Annotated in this window: 13 protein-coding genes; 5 read left to right on the plus strand and 8 right to left on the minus strand. The window is 38.4% G+C overall.

The genetic code is table 11. The features are described 5' to 3' along the window. Nucleotides 1–211: 211 nt before the first annotated feature. The 4 genes from J2X77_RS01470 to J2X77_RS01485 all read right to left on the minus strand — a co-directional run bounded on the left by J2X77_RS01470 (nt 212) and on the right by J2X77_RS01485 (nt 3,344). Nucleotides 212–1,267, minus strand: a complete 1,056-nt coding sequence (locus J2X77_RS01470) for a DUF262 domain-containing protein (protein ID WP_310078616.1) — start codon at nt 1,265–1,267, stop codon at nt 212–214. Between the two features lie 190 nt (nt 1,268–1,457). Further along, nucleotides 1,458–1,790, minus strand: coding sequence for a hypothetical protein (locus J2X77_RS01475; protein WP_310078617.1), 333 nt, complete (start codon nt 1,788–1,790; stop codon nt 1,458–1,460). A gap of 393 nt (nt 1,791–2,183) precedes the next feature. Beyond that, on the minus strand, nt 2,184–2,702 hold the full coding sequence (locus J2X77_RS01480) for a hypothetical protein (RefSeq protein ID WP_310078618.1): 519 nt from the start codon (nt 2,700–2,702) through the stop codon (nt 2,184–2,186). A gap of 12 nt (nt 2,703–2,714) precedes the next feature. Next, nucleotides 2,715–3,344, minus strand: a complete 630-nt coding sequence (locus J2X77_RS01485; protein WP_310078619.1) for a hypothetical protein — start codon at nt 3,342–3,344, stop codon at nt 2,715–2,717. 954 nt (nt 3,345–4,298) lie between these two features. Here J2X77_RS01485 and J2X77_RS01490 point away from each other — a divergent pair. From J2X77_RS01490 to J2X77_RS01505, 4 genes are read left to right on the plus strand one after another with little or no spacing between them, the layout of a single operon-like run. Further along, the gene (locus J2X77_RS01490; protein ID WP_209575224.1) at nt 4,299–4,679 is read left to right on the plus strand and encodes a hypothetical protein; all 381 of its coding nucleotides are present in this window, start codon (nt 4,299–4,301) and stop codon (nt 4,677–4,679) included. 11 nt (nt 4,680–4,690) lie between these two features. Continuing rightward, nucleotides 4,691–8,137, plus strand: coding sequence for a SusC/RagA family TonB-linked outer membrane protein (locus J2X77_RS01495; RefSeq protein WP_310078620.1), 3,447 nt, complete (start codon nt 4,691–4,693; stop codon nt 8,135–8,137). 16 nt (nt 8,138–8,153) lie between these two features. Then, nucleotides 8,154–9,500 carry a RagB/SusD family nutrient uptake outer membrane protein gene (locus J2X77_RS01500; RefSeq protein ID WP_310078621.1) on the plus strand — a complete coding sequence of 449 codons (1,347 nt, stop codon included), beginning with the start codon at nt 8,154–8,156 and terminating at the stop codon, nt 9,498–9,500. A 5-nt stretch (nt 9,501–9,505) separates the two neighbouring features. Beyond that, nucleotides 9,506–10,975 (plus strand): thioredoxin-like domain-containing protein, encoded by a 1,470-nt coding sequence (locus J2X77_RS01505; protein WP_310078622.1) that lies wholly within the window; start codon nt 9,506–9,508, stop codon nt 10,973–10,975. Between the two features lie 49 nt (nt 10,976–11,024). Here the strand turns inward: J2X77_RS01505 and J2X77_RS01510 are convergent, their stop codons facing one another. Continuing rightward, nucleotides 11,025–11,318: a hypothetical protein gene (locus J2X77_RS01510; protein WP_310078623.1), complete on the minus strand. Its 294-nt coding sequence runs from the start codon at nt 11,316–11,318 to the stop codon at nt 11,025–11,027. A 4-nt stretch (nt 11,319–11,322) separates the two neighbouring features. Next, a complete protein-coding gene (locus J2X77_RS01515) occupies nt 11,323–11,838 on the minus strand; it encodes a MauE/DoxX family redox-associated membrane protein (protein WP_310078624.1) in 516 nt (171 codons plus the stop codon). Between the two features lie 507 nt (nt 11,839–12,345). Between J2X77_RS01515 and J2X77_RS01520 the strand changes: the two genes are divergently transcribed. Continuing rightward, on the plus strand, nt 12,346–13,704 hold the full coding sequence (locus J2X77_RS01520; protein ID WP_310078625.1) for a hypothetical protein: 1,359 nt from the start codon (nt 12,346–12,348) through the stop codon (nt 13,702–13,704). Between the two features lie 78 nt (nt 13,705–13,782). Here J2X77_RS01520 and J2X77_RS01525 read toward each other — a convergent pair whose 3' ends face one another. Both J2X77_RS01525 and J2X77_RS01530 read right to left on the minus strand, forming a co-directional pair. After that, entirely contained in the window at nt 13,783–14,841 is a 1,059-nt protein-coding gene (locus tag J2X77_RS01525) for a 6-bladed beta-propeller (protein WP_310078627.1), read from the minus strand. A gap of 441 nt (nt 14,842–15,282) precedes the next feature. Continuing rightward, nucleotides 15,283–15,828 carry a hypothetical protein gene (locus J2X77_RS01530; protein ID WP_310078628.1) on the minus strand — a complete coding sequence of 182 codons (546 nt, stop codon included), beginning with the start codon at nt 15,826–15,828 and terminating at the stop codon, nt 15,283–15,285. Nucleotides 15,829–15,882 lie beyond the last annotated feature (54 nt).

Below are 15,882 nucleotides of genomic sequence, written 5' to 3' on the forward strand. Positions count from 1 at the left end.
AATTGTTTAACTAATCGTGTGTTGTCAATATAAAACCCTCCATTAATATGGGAGAGCATAAATTCTCGCCAATAATTGTTCCAATTATTCCAGATAACATTTATTACTCCAGATGCTGTCACTAGATATTCCTCTTGAGTTGTTTTCTTATAATTTAATTCATATTTGGAAATAAGATTTACTAAACGATTTCTTTTATCTCTCAGTTTTCTCATAATGCTCTAAAGATTTGAATAAATGTTGAAATCCTTATCGACCTTTGTTTTTTTCCATGGGTAGTGCTTGATGATGCTTCAACGAAGTTTGCATACTGACCAGTTGTAATTCCTTCTTCTAACTCCGTAAAAGCTACATTTAACTCTTTAATCGTTTCAAAAGTATTTTCTACATATTTTCCGGTTGACTCATAGGCTTCTAAGATTTCGTTTCCCTCTGTACTAAAACCATATTTGTTAAATACTAAAGCTAAGAATAACGAATAAAAATTATACGACCTAACATTAAAATCTTGAAAAAGATCAGAAAAATTAAATTTAATATAATCTAAAGTTTCTATTAGAATACCTTCAATATTAGTCTTATTAACGAATTCTTGGTCGAAGGTTTTATAAAGAGTATCCAATTTTCCAGCCGATCTGGCTTGGACACCATTTATAATAACGTTTACAATCTCTGTTATTAAATCTGCATCTTCCATTCTCGAAATTTCTCTTACTGAAAGTGTTTTATGTTTTTCAAAAAATGGTGTAAAGTATTCCGCCATTGAACTTATAAACCACTTAAATTCTCCTTGATAAGTGGCATGCCGCTGTTCTGTTTTACTTAAAGGGAGTGTATATGAATTAATCCTTCTGAAAATTTCTAAGACTTCCTCCTCAGAAGCCGACAACACATTGTCTGAGGATATCTCATAAGCTAAAAAACGATTTTGTATATCTTCTGGTAGATCATTAAAATAATGTAATGAAAAATTTTTGCTTACCTTGCTTAACTTTATTTTGTTGTCTATAAAATCTCTTATAGTTAATAATCTTTGTTGTCCATCAATAATTTCTCTTTTTGTCTTCCTAGTGCGTAAATCAACGCTTTGTCTTATTATAATTTTGGGGAAGGGGAATTCATTTATAATAGTATCGAGAAAATAGCTTCTTGCATTATCCGGCCAAAGCCCCGCTGATCTTTGATAATTTCTGTTAATTGTTAATTCTCCGGAAGACAATTTTTGGTATATGTCTGCGATTGGTATTGTATTTCTAATAATTTTCATTGTATAGAGTAATGTATGATCTATTTTTTAAATTTCTAGGGTAATTATTCTTTTTCTAAAGTATATTATAAATAATGGATAAGTTTTGTTTTAACGCTACAATCATAATGTATAACAAGATTTTAATAAATCTTGGAAGGCTATTATGTCCGTTACTATTGACCTACAACACTTTCAATTATAGCAAATGCTATTTCTTATAGAGTCTAATTGGTTTTACATCATAACAAATGTTTGGCGCTTTAGCCAGTACAGTACAAATTATTGACGAGTATCTTTCTGGTAGCTTTTCATTGATGTATATCCTAGTGATTTCCCCATTTTTCATTATATAATTATACAGTATTTCAAAAACTTCTTTGGGAATTTTTTGTGACGCAGACTCATTGATAGAATCCCTTTCTAAAAAGTCTGCATTTACATCTACAATGGTATTTGCTTTGTTTTCATCTAATGTATAGATAGTCTTTCCTTTCAATGGTACTATCACCTTATCCCAGATTTGATCAAAACTTATTTTCATAAATAGTTTCTTTAATATTAAATATTTCTGCTAAGATATTTGAATCCATTTTGTATTACGCTTTTTTTCCTTGTAATAACTTCTCATCATAATTGGTCGTCTTTCTCCTATAGCTAGATGAAAATTAAATTCACCCTTACATGTTAAAAGGAGGCGTATTATTGTCACTAGGTTTAACGGCTTTTACAATATCCCTTAGAATTTCATTTTGTTCGCGCAGTGCTGCGGTGTGATCGCGTTTCGCTATTAGATATTTGCCGAGGAGACTTGATAGAACAAGGTACAGCCCGAAAAGACAGATGGCAATAAATCCTCCGTAAATAACGTACATTAATAATCCGATTGATAACATAGTTTTTAGTTTAATTGTTAATGTATTTTTGTTTTAATGTGTTAAGTATTTGTATTATTTGCATACCTTTTCTCAATAAACCTGTATGTCTCATCGAAAATGATATCTATACGTAGAAAAATAATTCTTTCAAGCATATCAAGCCTATTCATTTCTTCGTGAATTCTAGTAAATTCATATTTCACTTTATCGAATTCAAAATTGGTTAGATTTATAGATGGAAACTGTCTTAAGAGATGAATTGACGGATGAGACAAAGCCGGTATGTTAGGAACGATGCTATTGCCAATTATGAAATAATAGACAATAGTATTTTTCTCAAATTTCCATTGATGTAAATGTCCGGCAAAAGCAAAACAAAGTTGAAATTTACGTTCACTGCATCCAGAAGAATAGTCATCTTCATCTGAGGGAAATAGAAAGATATAACAAAAGTTGTCGATTTCATTCTCTCCAACTATTATTTCGTCGGTTTCCCAAATACCACCGGAAAATCCCTCTATTGGTATAATTCCAAAATCAACCTGTCCCATACTTACGCCAGATACTTTCTTTGTCATTTCATCCTCTATTTATTTTTCCCTTAATTTTTCTTCGAATTCTTTTAATGCCTCTTGATCGAAACTTTTTTTTGCTTTCTCTAAAAGTTTAACGTCAACTTCTTTAATCATCTCATAAATAGCTTCCCTGTGCTTTTTTCCATTCTCGTCTACCCAATTCTTTGATGTATTTGTATTTTTCACAAGTCCTTTTAACAAGCCCTTATTCCAGTCAATTGATTTTTCAAGATTGAGGGGCGAGGGTAGAACGGAAATTATCTCCGACTTAATGAATTTATGACCTTCCTTAAAATCTTTAATCACGATTACGACATAGCTCGCTTTGTTTTTTGTTCCTTTCGAACCAACTTTATTTCCTGCATTTGACTTACTTTCGATTAATTCTCGTGTCGCCAATGGAAGTTTTTCATATTCAGGAAACGTTGTCTCGTCTCTCTTAAATACGCAATAATCAATACCGAATATTACAAATGGGTAGCTTTCCGCTAGTTCCAAAGTAATTGTCCTTTTCCCAGATTCTACCTTTGAATACACTAAGTCTTTCCCCTTAAGCAATTGATCAATATCTTCCTCAGAAAGATTAAAATGCAACCTAAATATCTTAGCTTTCTCCCTAAATTTACCTTCGCTGGAGTTCTCCATAAAATTTTAAAAATAGAATTCGATTAATTTGTATATTTCTAATTATTTATATATCTTTGTTTTGTATTTGTAGCGACACTGAGTGAAGGAGCGATCCAACACTAACGATGTCGACTCGTTCTAAATCCGCCAGATTGCCACGAGTTGTCCGAGTGATCGCCTATTGCTGGAATTGTTTATATTAGCTTAATATTCCAGTATGGCGTTCCTCGTTAACTTTTGTGGCGACCTTTGAATCTTCGGATGAGAAGGAGGTTTCTGGCGGAACCATGAACTTAAGTTATGAGGCGCCAACTGGTCTATTTAGCCGCCTTTTTTACTTAAGTTTTTCGGGTCGAATCGTTTTATAACCAAAATGATTATGACAAAACGATTTAAACACTGCCAAAAATGCCAGACTTATCTCAAGGAAGTGAGTATTCGGTTTTCCAATTTAATTCTAATTAGTAAGATTATTCGGGCTCCAGAATAATCAGGTTAAACAATATAAACCAAAATAGGGGATAGCGGCATCCGCATTATAGTTCGTGCCGAATCGGTATGCACTAGAAAGGCCCTTAGACTAGGTTTCCCGATCTGTATAAGACACACTACACCCTTTAATTTTGTGTAATTAATAAAATTGCTCTTGCGAGACTTTAGACACCTTAAATGTAGCATTTTTATTTTTAAACAGCAAATTTAAAAACTATAACGCTGTATTGTAATTCTATATTAATAGATCGGGATTTTATTTCTTTCCGAGAGGAAGCGCCATAACGACCCCTATTGATAACTTGTAACTAACTTTTTGGCGTTTTGCGGATTCGTTAATTTTTTATTTGTTATACATGTAGTTTTTAAAATAAACTGCAAATGACAACCCTTTTTTAATGCAAAAAATTTGCAAATGGGGAAGCTTTGCTCTTTTCAAAATATGGAGTAGGGCTGAAGTCATCTTTATTGAACCTATAAATGAACCAAAAATATTTAGATCTGCTACCATTTGAGCTAGCATTTTATGATATATATCTTGAAGGATATGATCCATTGAAAACAATCAGGGACTTTTGGGCCCATTATTCTATTGATGAATGCCATGAGCATATCAAAGAAGTGTATGAAAGTTTTGTTATGAAAAGTGACTATATAGATGTAACCGATCAGAATAAGAAATACGAATTTTTTATCGTTTTACTTCGCCTAATGATCGCTTATTTTATGGTACACTACCGAAAGATCAAAATTGATGATCTAAAGTTGTTATTTGCCGAGTCCTCAGATAAAATAGATACTGATTTTATAATCAGAAAAAGGATTCATGAATTTTTTGACCGCGTGAATAAGCAATTTTAAACAATAAGCAGATGACAAACAGATCAAATCTGATGGCTGCCTTATTGGATAAGGTAGCTCAACAAGCATCCGTAAAAGATGATGTAAAAAATAATTTAAAAAAAGTGCACTGCGCGTGGGATAAAAAGTACTCCCACAGTTGTATAGTATATAGTCTTCGGCAGATCACGTCGGTATGTACCCTTATACCGATGCCTAAGACCTTAAAAGGAATGTTTCATATAAGGGCAATTCTAATCCTGTTCCTTATAGTTCATATGTTTAGTTTATTAGCTCAAACGCCCCGCAAGGACAGCGGGGCGGAAGGGTTGATCTCCATCAGCGGTACCGTGGTATCATCCGTTGACGGTAAACCGATCCAAGGTGTCTCCATCCGCGTCGAAGGCGAAAAGGGTAGAGGTTCTACTAAAGTTGATGGTTCCTTTTCACTACACGTCATTAATCCCAAAGGTACTGTTTCGTTTTCCCATATGGGATTCAAGCGCTTAGATCTACCTTATATCGTAGGGGTATCAATAGTTGTACAATTGATACCATTGGAGAATCAATTGAACGAAGTAGAGGTGGTGAGTACCGGCTACCAAAAGATTCCAAAAGAACGAGCCACAGGGAGTTTTGTGCAGGTGGATAACGCACTATTGAATAGGCGTGTAAGCACCAATATCATCGATCGGCTAGAAGGAGTGACGAGTGGCGTAAATTTCAATCGGTCTTCTGGTGGATCTGGCGGTCTGCTGCCACCCAATGAGCAGACAGGGATAGCAATTCGTGGACGATCTACAATCGATAATAATGTAAGCGCCGACCCATTAATTATTTTAGACAATTTCCCTTTTGAGGGGAGCTTAGATCAGATCAATCCCAATGATATAGAAAGTATTACAGTCCTGCGTGATGCTGCTGCAGCTTCTATATGGGGCGCTCGCTCTGGAAATGGTGTGATTGTAATAACCACCAAAAAGGCTGCATTTAAAGAAACAACACAGGTTGATTTCAATACAGCTACCGTGATTGGATCAAAGCCAAACTTAAAGTATAGTCGCAATTTTATTTCAAGCGAAGACTATATGGCGCTTGAAAAGCAGCTGTTTGATCAGGGATACTACAATGATATGCTTATCAATGCAACCACTTATCCCGTCGTCAGCCCCTACGTGGAATTATTGGAGCGCCATCGCTCCGGTAATTTGTCTGATGAGGAACTGCAATCCACGCGCAAGCGCTTCGAACAAGTAGATACGCGCAAAGAGACTGCGCAGTATTTTTATCAGCCAGCGGTCAAAAGTCAATATGCCCTGGGTATCCGATCGGGCGGCGTCAAATCTAATAATTACTTTTCGGTAGGATTCGACGATAACAGGGAAACGGTGCATGATGGCAGTCTGATTAGGTGGACAGTCAATATGTCCCCACAGTTTAAACTATTGCCCAATCTTTCTTTTGCTCCCGCGATATTATTCGCACATACGAAGCAACAATACGGCTATAGTTACGGGGCTACTTTTCCTTATGTATCGGTAGTAGATGACGAGGGTGGGGCAGCTATCGTGCCCAGTGGCCACAGGGATGGATATCTTACGAGTATGGAAGCAAAGGGTTTTAAAGATTGGAGACTTCGACCCTTGGACGAGAAGGGTTTGAAAGACACACAGCTGAAACGGCTAAATACTATTCTGAAAGGACAGCTGACCTATGACCCCAAGGAGTGGCTTTCGATTTCCTCCTTGTTCCAATACGAACGGCAACAGGGAAACTATGAAGATTTGAAGAATAAAAATAGTTACTATGTGCGCAATCAGGTCAATCGATTTACTCAGGTGGGCAGTACATCAATGAGTTATCCCATTCCTGATGCCGACATTCTTGATTATAGCCAAGATCGGATGGAGGCTTATAATTTTAGACTGAATGCTGTACTAAATAAGTCCTGGTCTTCGATACATCAGCTTGATGCGCTTGTTGGAACAGAAGTAAAATCATCTGCATTGTATGCGCGCGCTGGCCGCTATTATGGTTACGATGCTGAGACCGGAACCGTCTTGGGAAATCTGAATTTTAACCAATACTATCCTGTCAACCCTGCAGGATTGGGATCGCAGATGATTGATTACGGTATGGGAAATATAAGCTTGACCACGCGGCGCTTTATCTCTTATTTTTTCAATGGGGCGTATCAATACCGAGGTCGCTATACCTTTTCAGCTTCGGCGCGCAAAGATGGCGCAAACCTCTATGGGGTTCGTACAAACGATAAGTTTGTGCCCCTCTGGTCAATGGGCTTGCTCTATGATATTGCCAAAGAGAAGTTCTATAGATCAACCTTTTTGCCAACGCTCAAACTTCGTTTGACATATGGTTTTAACGGTAACTCTTACAATCAAGCGGCCTATCTTATTGCAAGCTTTAATAGAAATGCGCTCAACGGTTTTCAGCAGGCCACAATTCAGAATCCGCCCAACCCATCGTTACGTTGGGAACGTGTTCGTAATATAAATCTCGCCTTGCAGTTCGCCTCAAAAGGCGACCGTATCTCCGGTTCGGTAGAGTTATTTCAAAAGGACGGCATGGATCTGATTCAGGAAATTCTTTTGCGACCATCAACTGGGTTTGAAAGTTACAAGGGAAATGCAGCAGCTGTACGCAATAGAGGCATGGACGTTCAGTTGAATACCGTCAATCTTAAAGGTAGTTTTGGATGGAGTACGGTGTTTTTATGGAGCTTCATAAAGGACAAGGTGATTTCTTTTAGTGAAGAATATCCAACGCAATACCTGGTGTCCAATTCGTCTGCTATAGATGGTCCCGCCCGTTATGGCCTATACATTAAAGAAGGAAATTCGCTTTATGGGGTCTATAGTTACCGCTCTGCCGCACTCGACGAACATGGCGATCCCCGTGGTTACCTGAATGGTGAGGTAAGCAAAGATTATACAGGTATCATTGCCAGTAATACAATGGATAATGTTATTTATCACGGCAGTAGTAGGCCTACTTATTTTGGTTCTGTCCGCAACAACTTTTCTTATCGAAATTGGTCGCTGTCAGCAAATATACTGTTTAAAGCAGGGTTCTTCTTTCGCAAGAAAAGTAGTAGCACCAATTTAACAGAAGTACTTGGCGATCCAAATGCGGACTATTTGTTGGCATTTGATCCTGCGCATCCCGAAATTAAAACGTCAATGCCCGCTTTAGTTTATCCGGTAAATGTAAACCGTAATACCTTTTATCAAAATTCAGAAGACTTGGTATTGCCCGGAGATCATGTCCGTTTTCAGGATATCTCCTTATCGTATAGGTTTAGATTCCGGCAGATTAAACTTGAGTTCTATGGCTACATAGATAATATCGGTATTGTCTGGCGAAAGAATAAATGGGGCATTGATCCTGAGGTGAACGACTTTTTCGGAGCCTTTCCTGCACCTAGAACCTATTCCCTGGGCGCACGTATCCAATTCTAAGACTTAAATAATCATTATGAAAAAAAATATGCTTTATCTGCTCTTCATCTGTCTATGCTGTTCCTGCAAAAAAATGGATGACTGGTTAGATGTGAAATCAAAGAATAGTGATGTGATCCTGAGCACTGTTGCGGATTACCAATCCTTATTGGATAATACTACGGTGATGAACACAACCCCTGGACTAAGTATAATTGCTTCGGATAATATTCATTTACTGGAAAATACCGCATTGACTGCTGGCCTGCAGGCGGAGCGTAATGCGTACATCTGGAAAAAAGATATCTATGAAGGTGCTATTGGTGTCGGCACCGGAGATTGGACGGGGCCTTTTCGCGCTATTGCCTATGCTAATATCGCATTGGAAGGAATGGATAAATTGACGACATCAAGTGTAGGAAGAGATCATGTTCGCGGATCTGCGCTATTTTACCGCGGCTTCCATTATTACCAACTATTACAGCTTTATGCAAAGCCTTATCAGGAAGGGGCAAATGAACCTTGCGCCCTTCCGCAGCGATTTGTATCGGACATTGAAAATGAAGGGAGTTTTGGCACGGTAGAGGGGTGTTATGAGCAGGTGATTACTGATCTGAAAGCTTCGGTTGATTTGCTGCCATTAACGCCCGTGCATAAGACTCGTCCATCCAAATTGGGAGCTCTTGCCATGCTTGCCAAGGTTTATCTATTGATGGAAAAGTACGATCAGGCATTGACTTATACTGAGGAATATCTAAATAGTCAAACGGAATTGCTAGACTTCGCTACATTAAACACATCGGCTACGTTACCTTTCCCCACGCTTGATGTCGGCAATAAAGAGATCATTTTCTATGCGGGCCCCATTAGTTATACCTTACTATCCTTTGGCAATCTGCGAATAAATGAAGCATTATTTGCTAAGTATCGAGATAACGATCTGCGTAAAGCAGCCTTCTTCAGGCCGAACGCTGATGGTACAAAGTCTTTCAAAGGGCGATATACAGGTACGGTAGGTCTTTTTTCGGGCTTGGCAACGAATGAGATAATGCTTATAAATGCTGAATGCCTGGTCCGGATCGGTCGTTGGCAAGAAGCGGGAGATGTGCTGAATAAACTCTGTACCAAGCGATATAAAGACTATGCAGCTCCCACGAATGAGACATCCGAAGAGCTGTTGCAGCGCATTTTAGAGGAAAAAAATAAGGAGTTGCTCTTTACAGGCAGTTGCCGTTGGGAAGACCTAAGAAGACTCAACAAGGATACTAAGTTTGCGATGACCCTAGTAAGGAAGTTGGCAGGCAAAGAATATATGCTGCCTCCAAATGATGCGCGATACAGCTTTCCGGTTATCCCGCAAGAAATAATCACATTAACTAAATAATATACATGAAAATAACGACTAGATATTTTTTGGCTTCATTTTGCACTATTGTAAGTGCAATAAGCAGCTTGTTTGCACAGCCTGCAACAATTACGGTAAAAGCAAACAACGAATTGCTTAAAAACCTACAATGTTATTGGGTAGAAGATAATTTTGAGTTTGTCAATTATACACCGTTAGAAAAAGATACCGCTGCAAGGAATAGGAATTCGTATACTATTCCTTTCGATAAAGGGATGGAATTTCGTTACGTCACACTACAAGTGAAAGATGATAATAATAGCAATAAATTGGCCTTATATGATTACCTGATATGTCCGGGTGATGAAATTACAATCTCAGATAATGGAACTGAGGGATTGTTGTTTCGTGGAAAAGGAGCAGAAAAATTTGACTTACAATATAATCTGTCCAAAATAGAGAATACAGTTTTCTTATTGAACAAGCCGGTTGAGCATACGCTGTCATCACCAAAACAAAAACGGCTACCTCCAGTTTTGTACGATAAATTATCATCCTTATTGCAATATAACTATGCGAAGAGGGATAGTCAATTATTGATCTTAGATGGATATAAAGCTGTTTTGGATAGTCCATTGTACAGCCTGATAAAGTTAAATATCATTGGTAGGACCGAGCAGACGCTCCTGAAGCATCTGTTTATGGAATTTTATCGGCTTAGTCATAAATATCCCGAGCTAAAAATGAATAAACTGCAACTCTTGGAAAGCTATATGGAGCGGGATACCCGATTGAATGGGGTTTCAGACAGAAACGCGCTCTATGCAAATGAGTTGCAGTTATATTTTGTGGAACGAATGAAATTCCAGAATTGGCTAGAATACGTATTTACTAAAGAGTGGGAGGGAAAAGCGATCAACAAAGCATTTATGGATCGCGTATTGTATCGACATTTCTATAGAAATTATTCTAAAATAGATAGCGTCCAAAGACAAGAAATTGTGAATCAGATTACGGGACCTAAATATAAAAAAGCAGTTCAAAATTTCTTGAAAAATATTGCTTACGGCGCCGAAATACCAAATTTTACATTGCAAGATACATTAGGTAACATCGTTCACTTTGCTGACTTTGCCGGCAAAACTATTGTTCTTGATTTTTGGTATACGGGCTGTGGCAATTGCCGGATTTTAAATGATAATATGAAACCGATTAAGGAAACTTTAAAGTCGAGGAAGGATCTCATTTTTGTGAATGTTTCCATAGACCCAGACTTTGAAAATTGGAAAAAATCTGTTCGTACAGGCGCTTATACAGATACATCAGATGTGAGTCTATATACCATGGGAAAAAAATCATCGCATCCGTTGGTGAAGTTTTTTAATGTAATGTCTTATCCACGGCAGGTTATTATAGATAGGGAAATGCGGATCGTGGAGACTCATGTACCGCGGGTTGGAACCGAGGAGAATAACAAGGCTTTTCTTGACTTAATAGCAAGGCTAGATGATTAAAAGGGGCCTGACAGCTGTCAGGCCCTTTCAATCAATACGATGTTACCGATTATTCGTTGGTGTCAAACTGCCCGTGATCTGCAGTTTGGAAATTTGCAGGATTTCTGAACTCATCGTTCATCGGCCCTGGTGCACTGCCGATTTTGTCATAGGAACAAGTCACCGAAGGATTATCCAAACAATCTCCTAGCGGATAGTTTGCCTTTGGTTCCCACGTACCTTCGATTAGAACATATTCTCCAGAAGGAGGTGTCAATCGTTTTGTAAAAGACTGCGTCAATATCGCGCCGCCTATTGTTGCTACACCCAGTAGCAATTTCCCATAATTTTTAATTCTTTCCATGGGTTTAAATTTTAGAATGTATAACTTTTGTTCTTACCAGGGCAAAGATTCCCGCGATTAGCCAGATGATATTAAAGGCGATATGCGTTTTCCAGCCCATCGATTCGATTACACCACCACAGTGACAAAGCTTATTCTCCACAAATTTGACCATCAAGCTGAGGTAAACAGTGAATAAAATCATCAGTACAGTCGAAGCCCACAGGGCAGCCCGCTTAATCCAATACACTGGGATAACCAATAGGATCGCAAGCATAATCTCCAAGGAGGGGATGCCATAGCCGATCAACTTCGCGTACTGACCTAGATAGGGAATCTTGCTATTACCCTTGATAAAAGCGGCCATGTTCATAAACTTAGCCCATCCCGTGTACATGTAGATAAAGGCATAGCCATAAATGATCACATCAGGTAAGTGACGATAGATCCAGCGTGGAACCGAGCGGATTGAACTACCGCGTTTAGGGGAGCTTGCCGGCCGATCCTGTTGATATTCATATGTATTGAAGTGCTTCTCCATAAGCGCTTATATCGTGATGATGTATCTTCTGTTTGTTGTTCTACGGAGCCACCTGCACCCAACAGACGGATTTCCTGGGTAGCCTTGCTGCTTAACGACATTGCCGGAATAGCGCAAATTTTCTTTTGTACTGTCTCATAATCGTGTTTTTTATTGGGCATTTCGGATAGCGCTTTCAGCTGTACTTTGACTTGCATCAACCAAGCTTTAGGATGCTGACCTGCTTTATCCGACCTGCTACTACAAAGTTGCAGTACAATTCCTGGTAAATGTTGGGGTTTTGGATACGATGTTTTGCGTTTTTGATCGCAAGATATTGCGATAGAAAGCCCAAATTATTGGTATAGCAAACCCAAAAAATTGGGTTTAACTTGGATGTAGCATGCTGCCTTCGCTAGCGTATTCCCAGCAACAGCAGTAAAAAGAGGCCATCCCCTTAAACCATATCGTGATGAAGAAGGTTACCAAATGGTAGAATGGGTATCAATACAAAAGGTAACGTAAATTATGTATGAACGCTTAAGGATTCTCGCTTCGCCACTTTTTATTCTTTTTCTGGTGCTGCTGCTCGTGAACGACTTCTATTTAAAAGGGGCATTTCACAATGCGCTGACAGGAAAGCTCTCCGATTTTAGTGGGCTTTTTATTTTCCCTATTTTCTGGTCGGCTATCTTTCCCAAACGGAAAGCCTTGATTTTTATAGCCACAGCAGTACTATTTGCCTTTTGGAAAAGCGAATATTCCACGGGGCTCATCCAATGGATGAATCCCTATTTTGGTGTAGGACGAACAGTCGATCTGTCCGATCTCATGGCATTACCCATGATCGGCTTGGCCTGGTTGTATACGAAGAGCGGATCACGGTCTGCCATTCCACCCGCATTCATGCTGCGCGTAAGTACTTACTTGATCGGTATGGTCGCTATGTTCGCTTTTTGTGCCACCACCCAGCCGCGATATATCCAAGCCTTTGAGCAACCGCAATATATCTTACTAAAGCATCCCACACTCAAAAATTTTGATCCTTACTATGGATTTCAATTTTATAAAAAAGATTCGCTGCTTGTTGTTAAAATAGATTATCTATATACCAACAGGCCTGCCCGGAGCGATGATTACAACAAAAATAAAAACATTCAACAGCTCGATCAAGACGCGTTAAGCATTATTGGGGACAGTGCAACGCGTATTCCTGTTGGAACAATCACCCAGCTCACCATCCACACGGAGGAGGGAACCGATTCGTTGCGGTTTAACGGCGGACGCCTCGATGGTCCATTGATAAGAACAAAAGGAAATAAGCGGCTCATCGAAGGATTTTATAAGATGGGACTGGAAGATGCTACCTGGACACTCCGGGACAGTAGCAGTAACGATAGGGTGGAACAGACATTTGTCCACGGCGAGAAAACGCAGGTAAAGCAGTACAGCGGGGATAAACTCAAGTCCTCTTCCAAGGTAAACACGCGTGCCGACACCATTTTCAATACCTATGTGCAATTGGCGATGCTGACTTTGGCGGTAGCCGGTATGTGCATCCTGTTATACAGAAATAAGCGCCAAGCAATACCTAAAAACCTAAAGCTCAGTTTGCTTTGGAAACTGCTGATATGTTTCGTGTCCCCACTGGTTGTATGGCTGTTTTACGTCGGCATCATGCTCTTGCTAATGAATTACGATGAGGATATTTTTGAAGCCATCGCGACAGCTATGTTTATTTTTATTACGGTGTGCCCCGTGATGTTCATCATTGTTTTTGCGATCAAACTGGCCAAGGAAATTGATGTGCTCTGGTACTGTCTCTTGTTTGCGCTTCTCCTCAGTATCTTTAAAACATATACCATGCTCGAAGCGCTGTCGAGCTAAACAGGGTAGGTGCTATTTGATTAATAAATAACGGTAAATATGATTATTGTAAACTATTTTAGGATGGTAAAACTCGCCTTATTTAACATTATATAGCAATAATAACGGTGAATTTGGATTATTTTTCAACACTGTTAACAGCTGGTCAGAATAATTTGCATTTAAATTATAAGGCGGGGTAATAATGCTGATAAACTTATCCGCTGATACTCCAATAGGATAACTGAAATTTGGCAAAATTGCCCGGTCATCGAAATTCACTGTCATGGAAATTTGCCCTCCAACTAATCTGCCCGATTTCTTATCGAGGAAATATCCATTGTACCCATTTTTTTGTATACCTAAAAATACTTTATTCTGTGTAGACCAAATAGCCCCGTCAAAAGAGTAATATTTGTGGGAGTTAAATTGCTTGATAAATGTTGAAGTAGTCTTACCTTTTATAACTTTCTCTATTCCTTCACCTTCAAAATCAAGCTTATAAACCAATTTTATACTATCTTTTTTTATAGAATAAATGTCATTTGAAAAAAGTGGGGTATAAAATATTTCTCTTTTAGAAGAGTAAAGAATCCTTTTTGGTACATATTCATCTCGAAGATGCTTTATCATTTTAAAGTCAGGGACATAGGACTCTAATCTTTGCAGTGAGCCTTTAAATAGTGATGATTTGACATGCTTGAAAAAATTTACTTTGTCATTGTAAATAGAAGCAAAAGTCAGACGAGAGTCGTCTTCCAGAGTAGCAAAATCTTCAAAAAAGAATGTCATATCGGTAGTATCAATTAAATCACCGGCCATGTTTAAATGATATACCTTTTTTTCCCTATCATCGTGAATAAGAATTTGTTTGGTATTGCAATTAATGGTCATATTAAATATATTTTTTATCTCCTTATTCGGTACAATCATTTTATCAAACTTTCCATCCTTTTTATAGATTGCTATTGCTTCAAGATTCTTATCGTAAATAATAATTGAGCCATCCAATATGAAAATTTTTGTTATTACTGTTAGTACATTGTCTTTATTTTGTTCCAATGGGATTAATTCAATACTTTGAGGATCTATTTGTTTATTGTAATCAAAAGTGGACTCTTTAGGTATCTGAATAATATTAAAATGACAACTATCCATCTGAACCGTTTTTAGGTGTGATGGTGCTAAGATGTCAGTATTGCAACTATATAAAACCGACACGAAGAAAGTAATTGATATTTTAACCGTTATTTTCATTTTTTTGAAAAATTTCTTGTAAAGTATTTAATTCCTTAATGGGCAGCAGTGACAGATTAATCCTATTTTGATTGGGATTAAAATGAAATAAGAAAGGTATATTCTAGTATTTAGCGGCAAAAAATAGTACTGTATCTGGCTTATAATTGTTCCATTCGACAGTTGATTGATGTAAATGTATTTAATAATATTTCGGAAAAGAAGGAAATAAATCAATCAATCGATTGCGCTTTTTTTGTGTGAAGTATCCCTGTTTAAGGAGAGTTTATTTCAGTTTACTTAGGATAAGTATCAAGTATCTTGCGCCCCTGCCGGGGCGTAATATTTCCATCGAAGTGAAGCTTAATACGCCCTATCCCGCATCATCCGCCGCAGCAGCTCCATACTGATGCCCATAAATTGGGCGAGTTCCTTCTGTGTAATGTGAGCAAGGAGGTCCGGATAATGATCAAAAACAAAATCATATTTGTCCTGATTATGCAGCGACAGCAGCTTGTGCCGATAGTCAAGATAGCGCAGCTGCTGATCCTTGAGTTGGGCGTACAGGTAAAAAACTTTTGGGTTGTGTGCATTGATCTCTTCCAGTTGACGGAACGAGGTGCGGAACGTCAGGCAATCGCTCAGTGCAACAAAGCGATAATTGTGCTTTTGATTGGGGATCATCAGCGATTCGCCAGCAACGGCATAGCGTACCGGACAGGTCTTTTCATATTTGCCAAAAAGCCCCTCGGCAATCAGATACAGATCGCCCCAGTCGTTCACAAGGTGCTCACCTTTAACGAATTTTTCCTCTTCCAAGAGCGATGATAGCTCGGGGATGTCATCCTGCCACTGGGGAAGGATATCCTTAAAAAAAGGGTTGAGCTGCGCATGTTTACTTCTCCTCATAATTCAGCTTTTGGTCGTTTTACCTCTAGGTCATAAAGCAGCAATTTATCAAAC

Origin of the sequence: Sphingobacterium sp. 2149 (assembly GCF_031455655.1) — a bacterium.
In the GTDB taxonomy this organism is placed as follows: domain Bacteria; phylum Bacteroidota; class Bacteroidia; order Sphingobacteriales; family Sphingobacteriaceae; genus Sphingobacterium.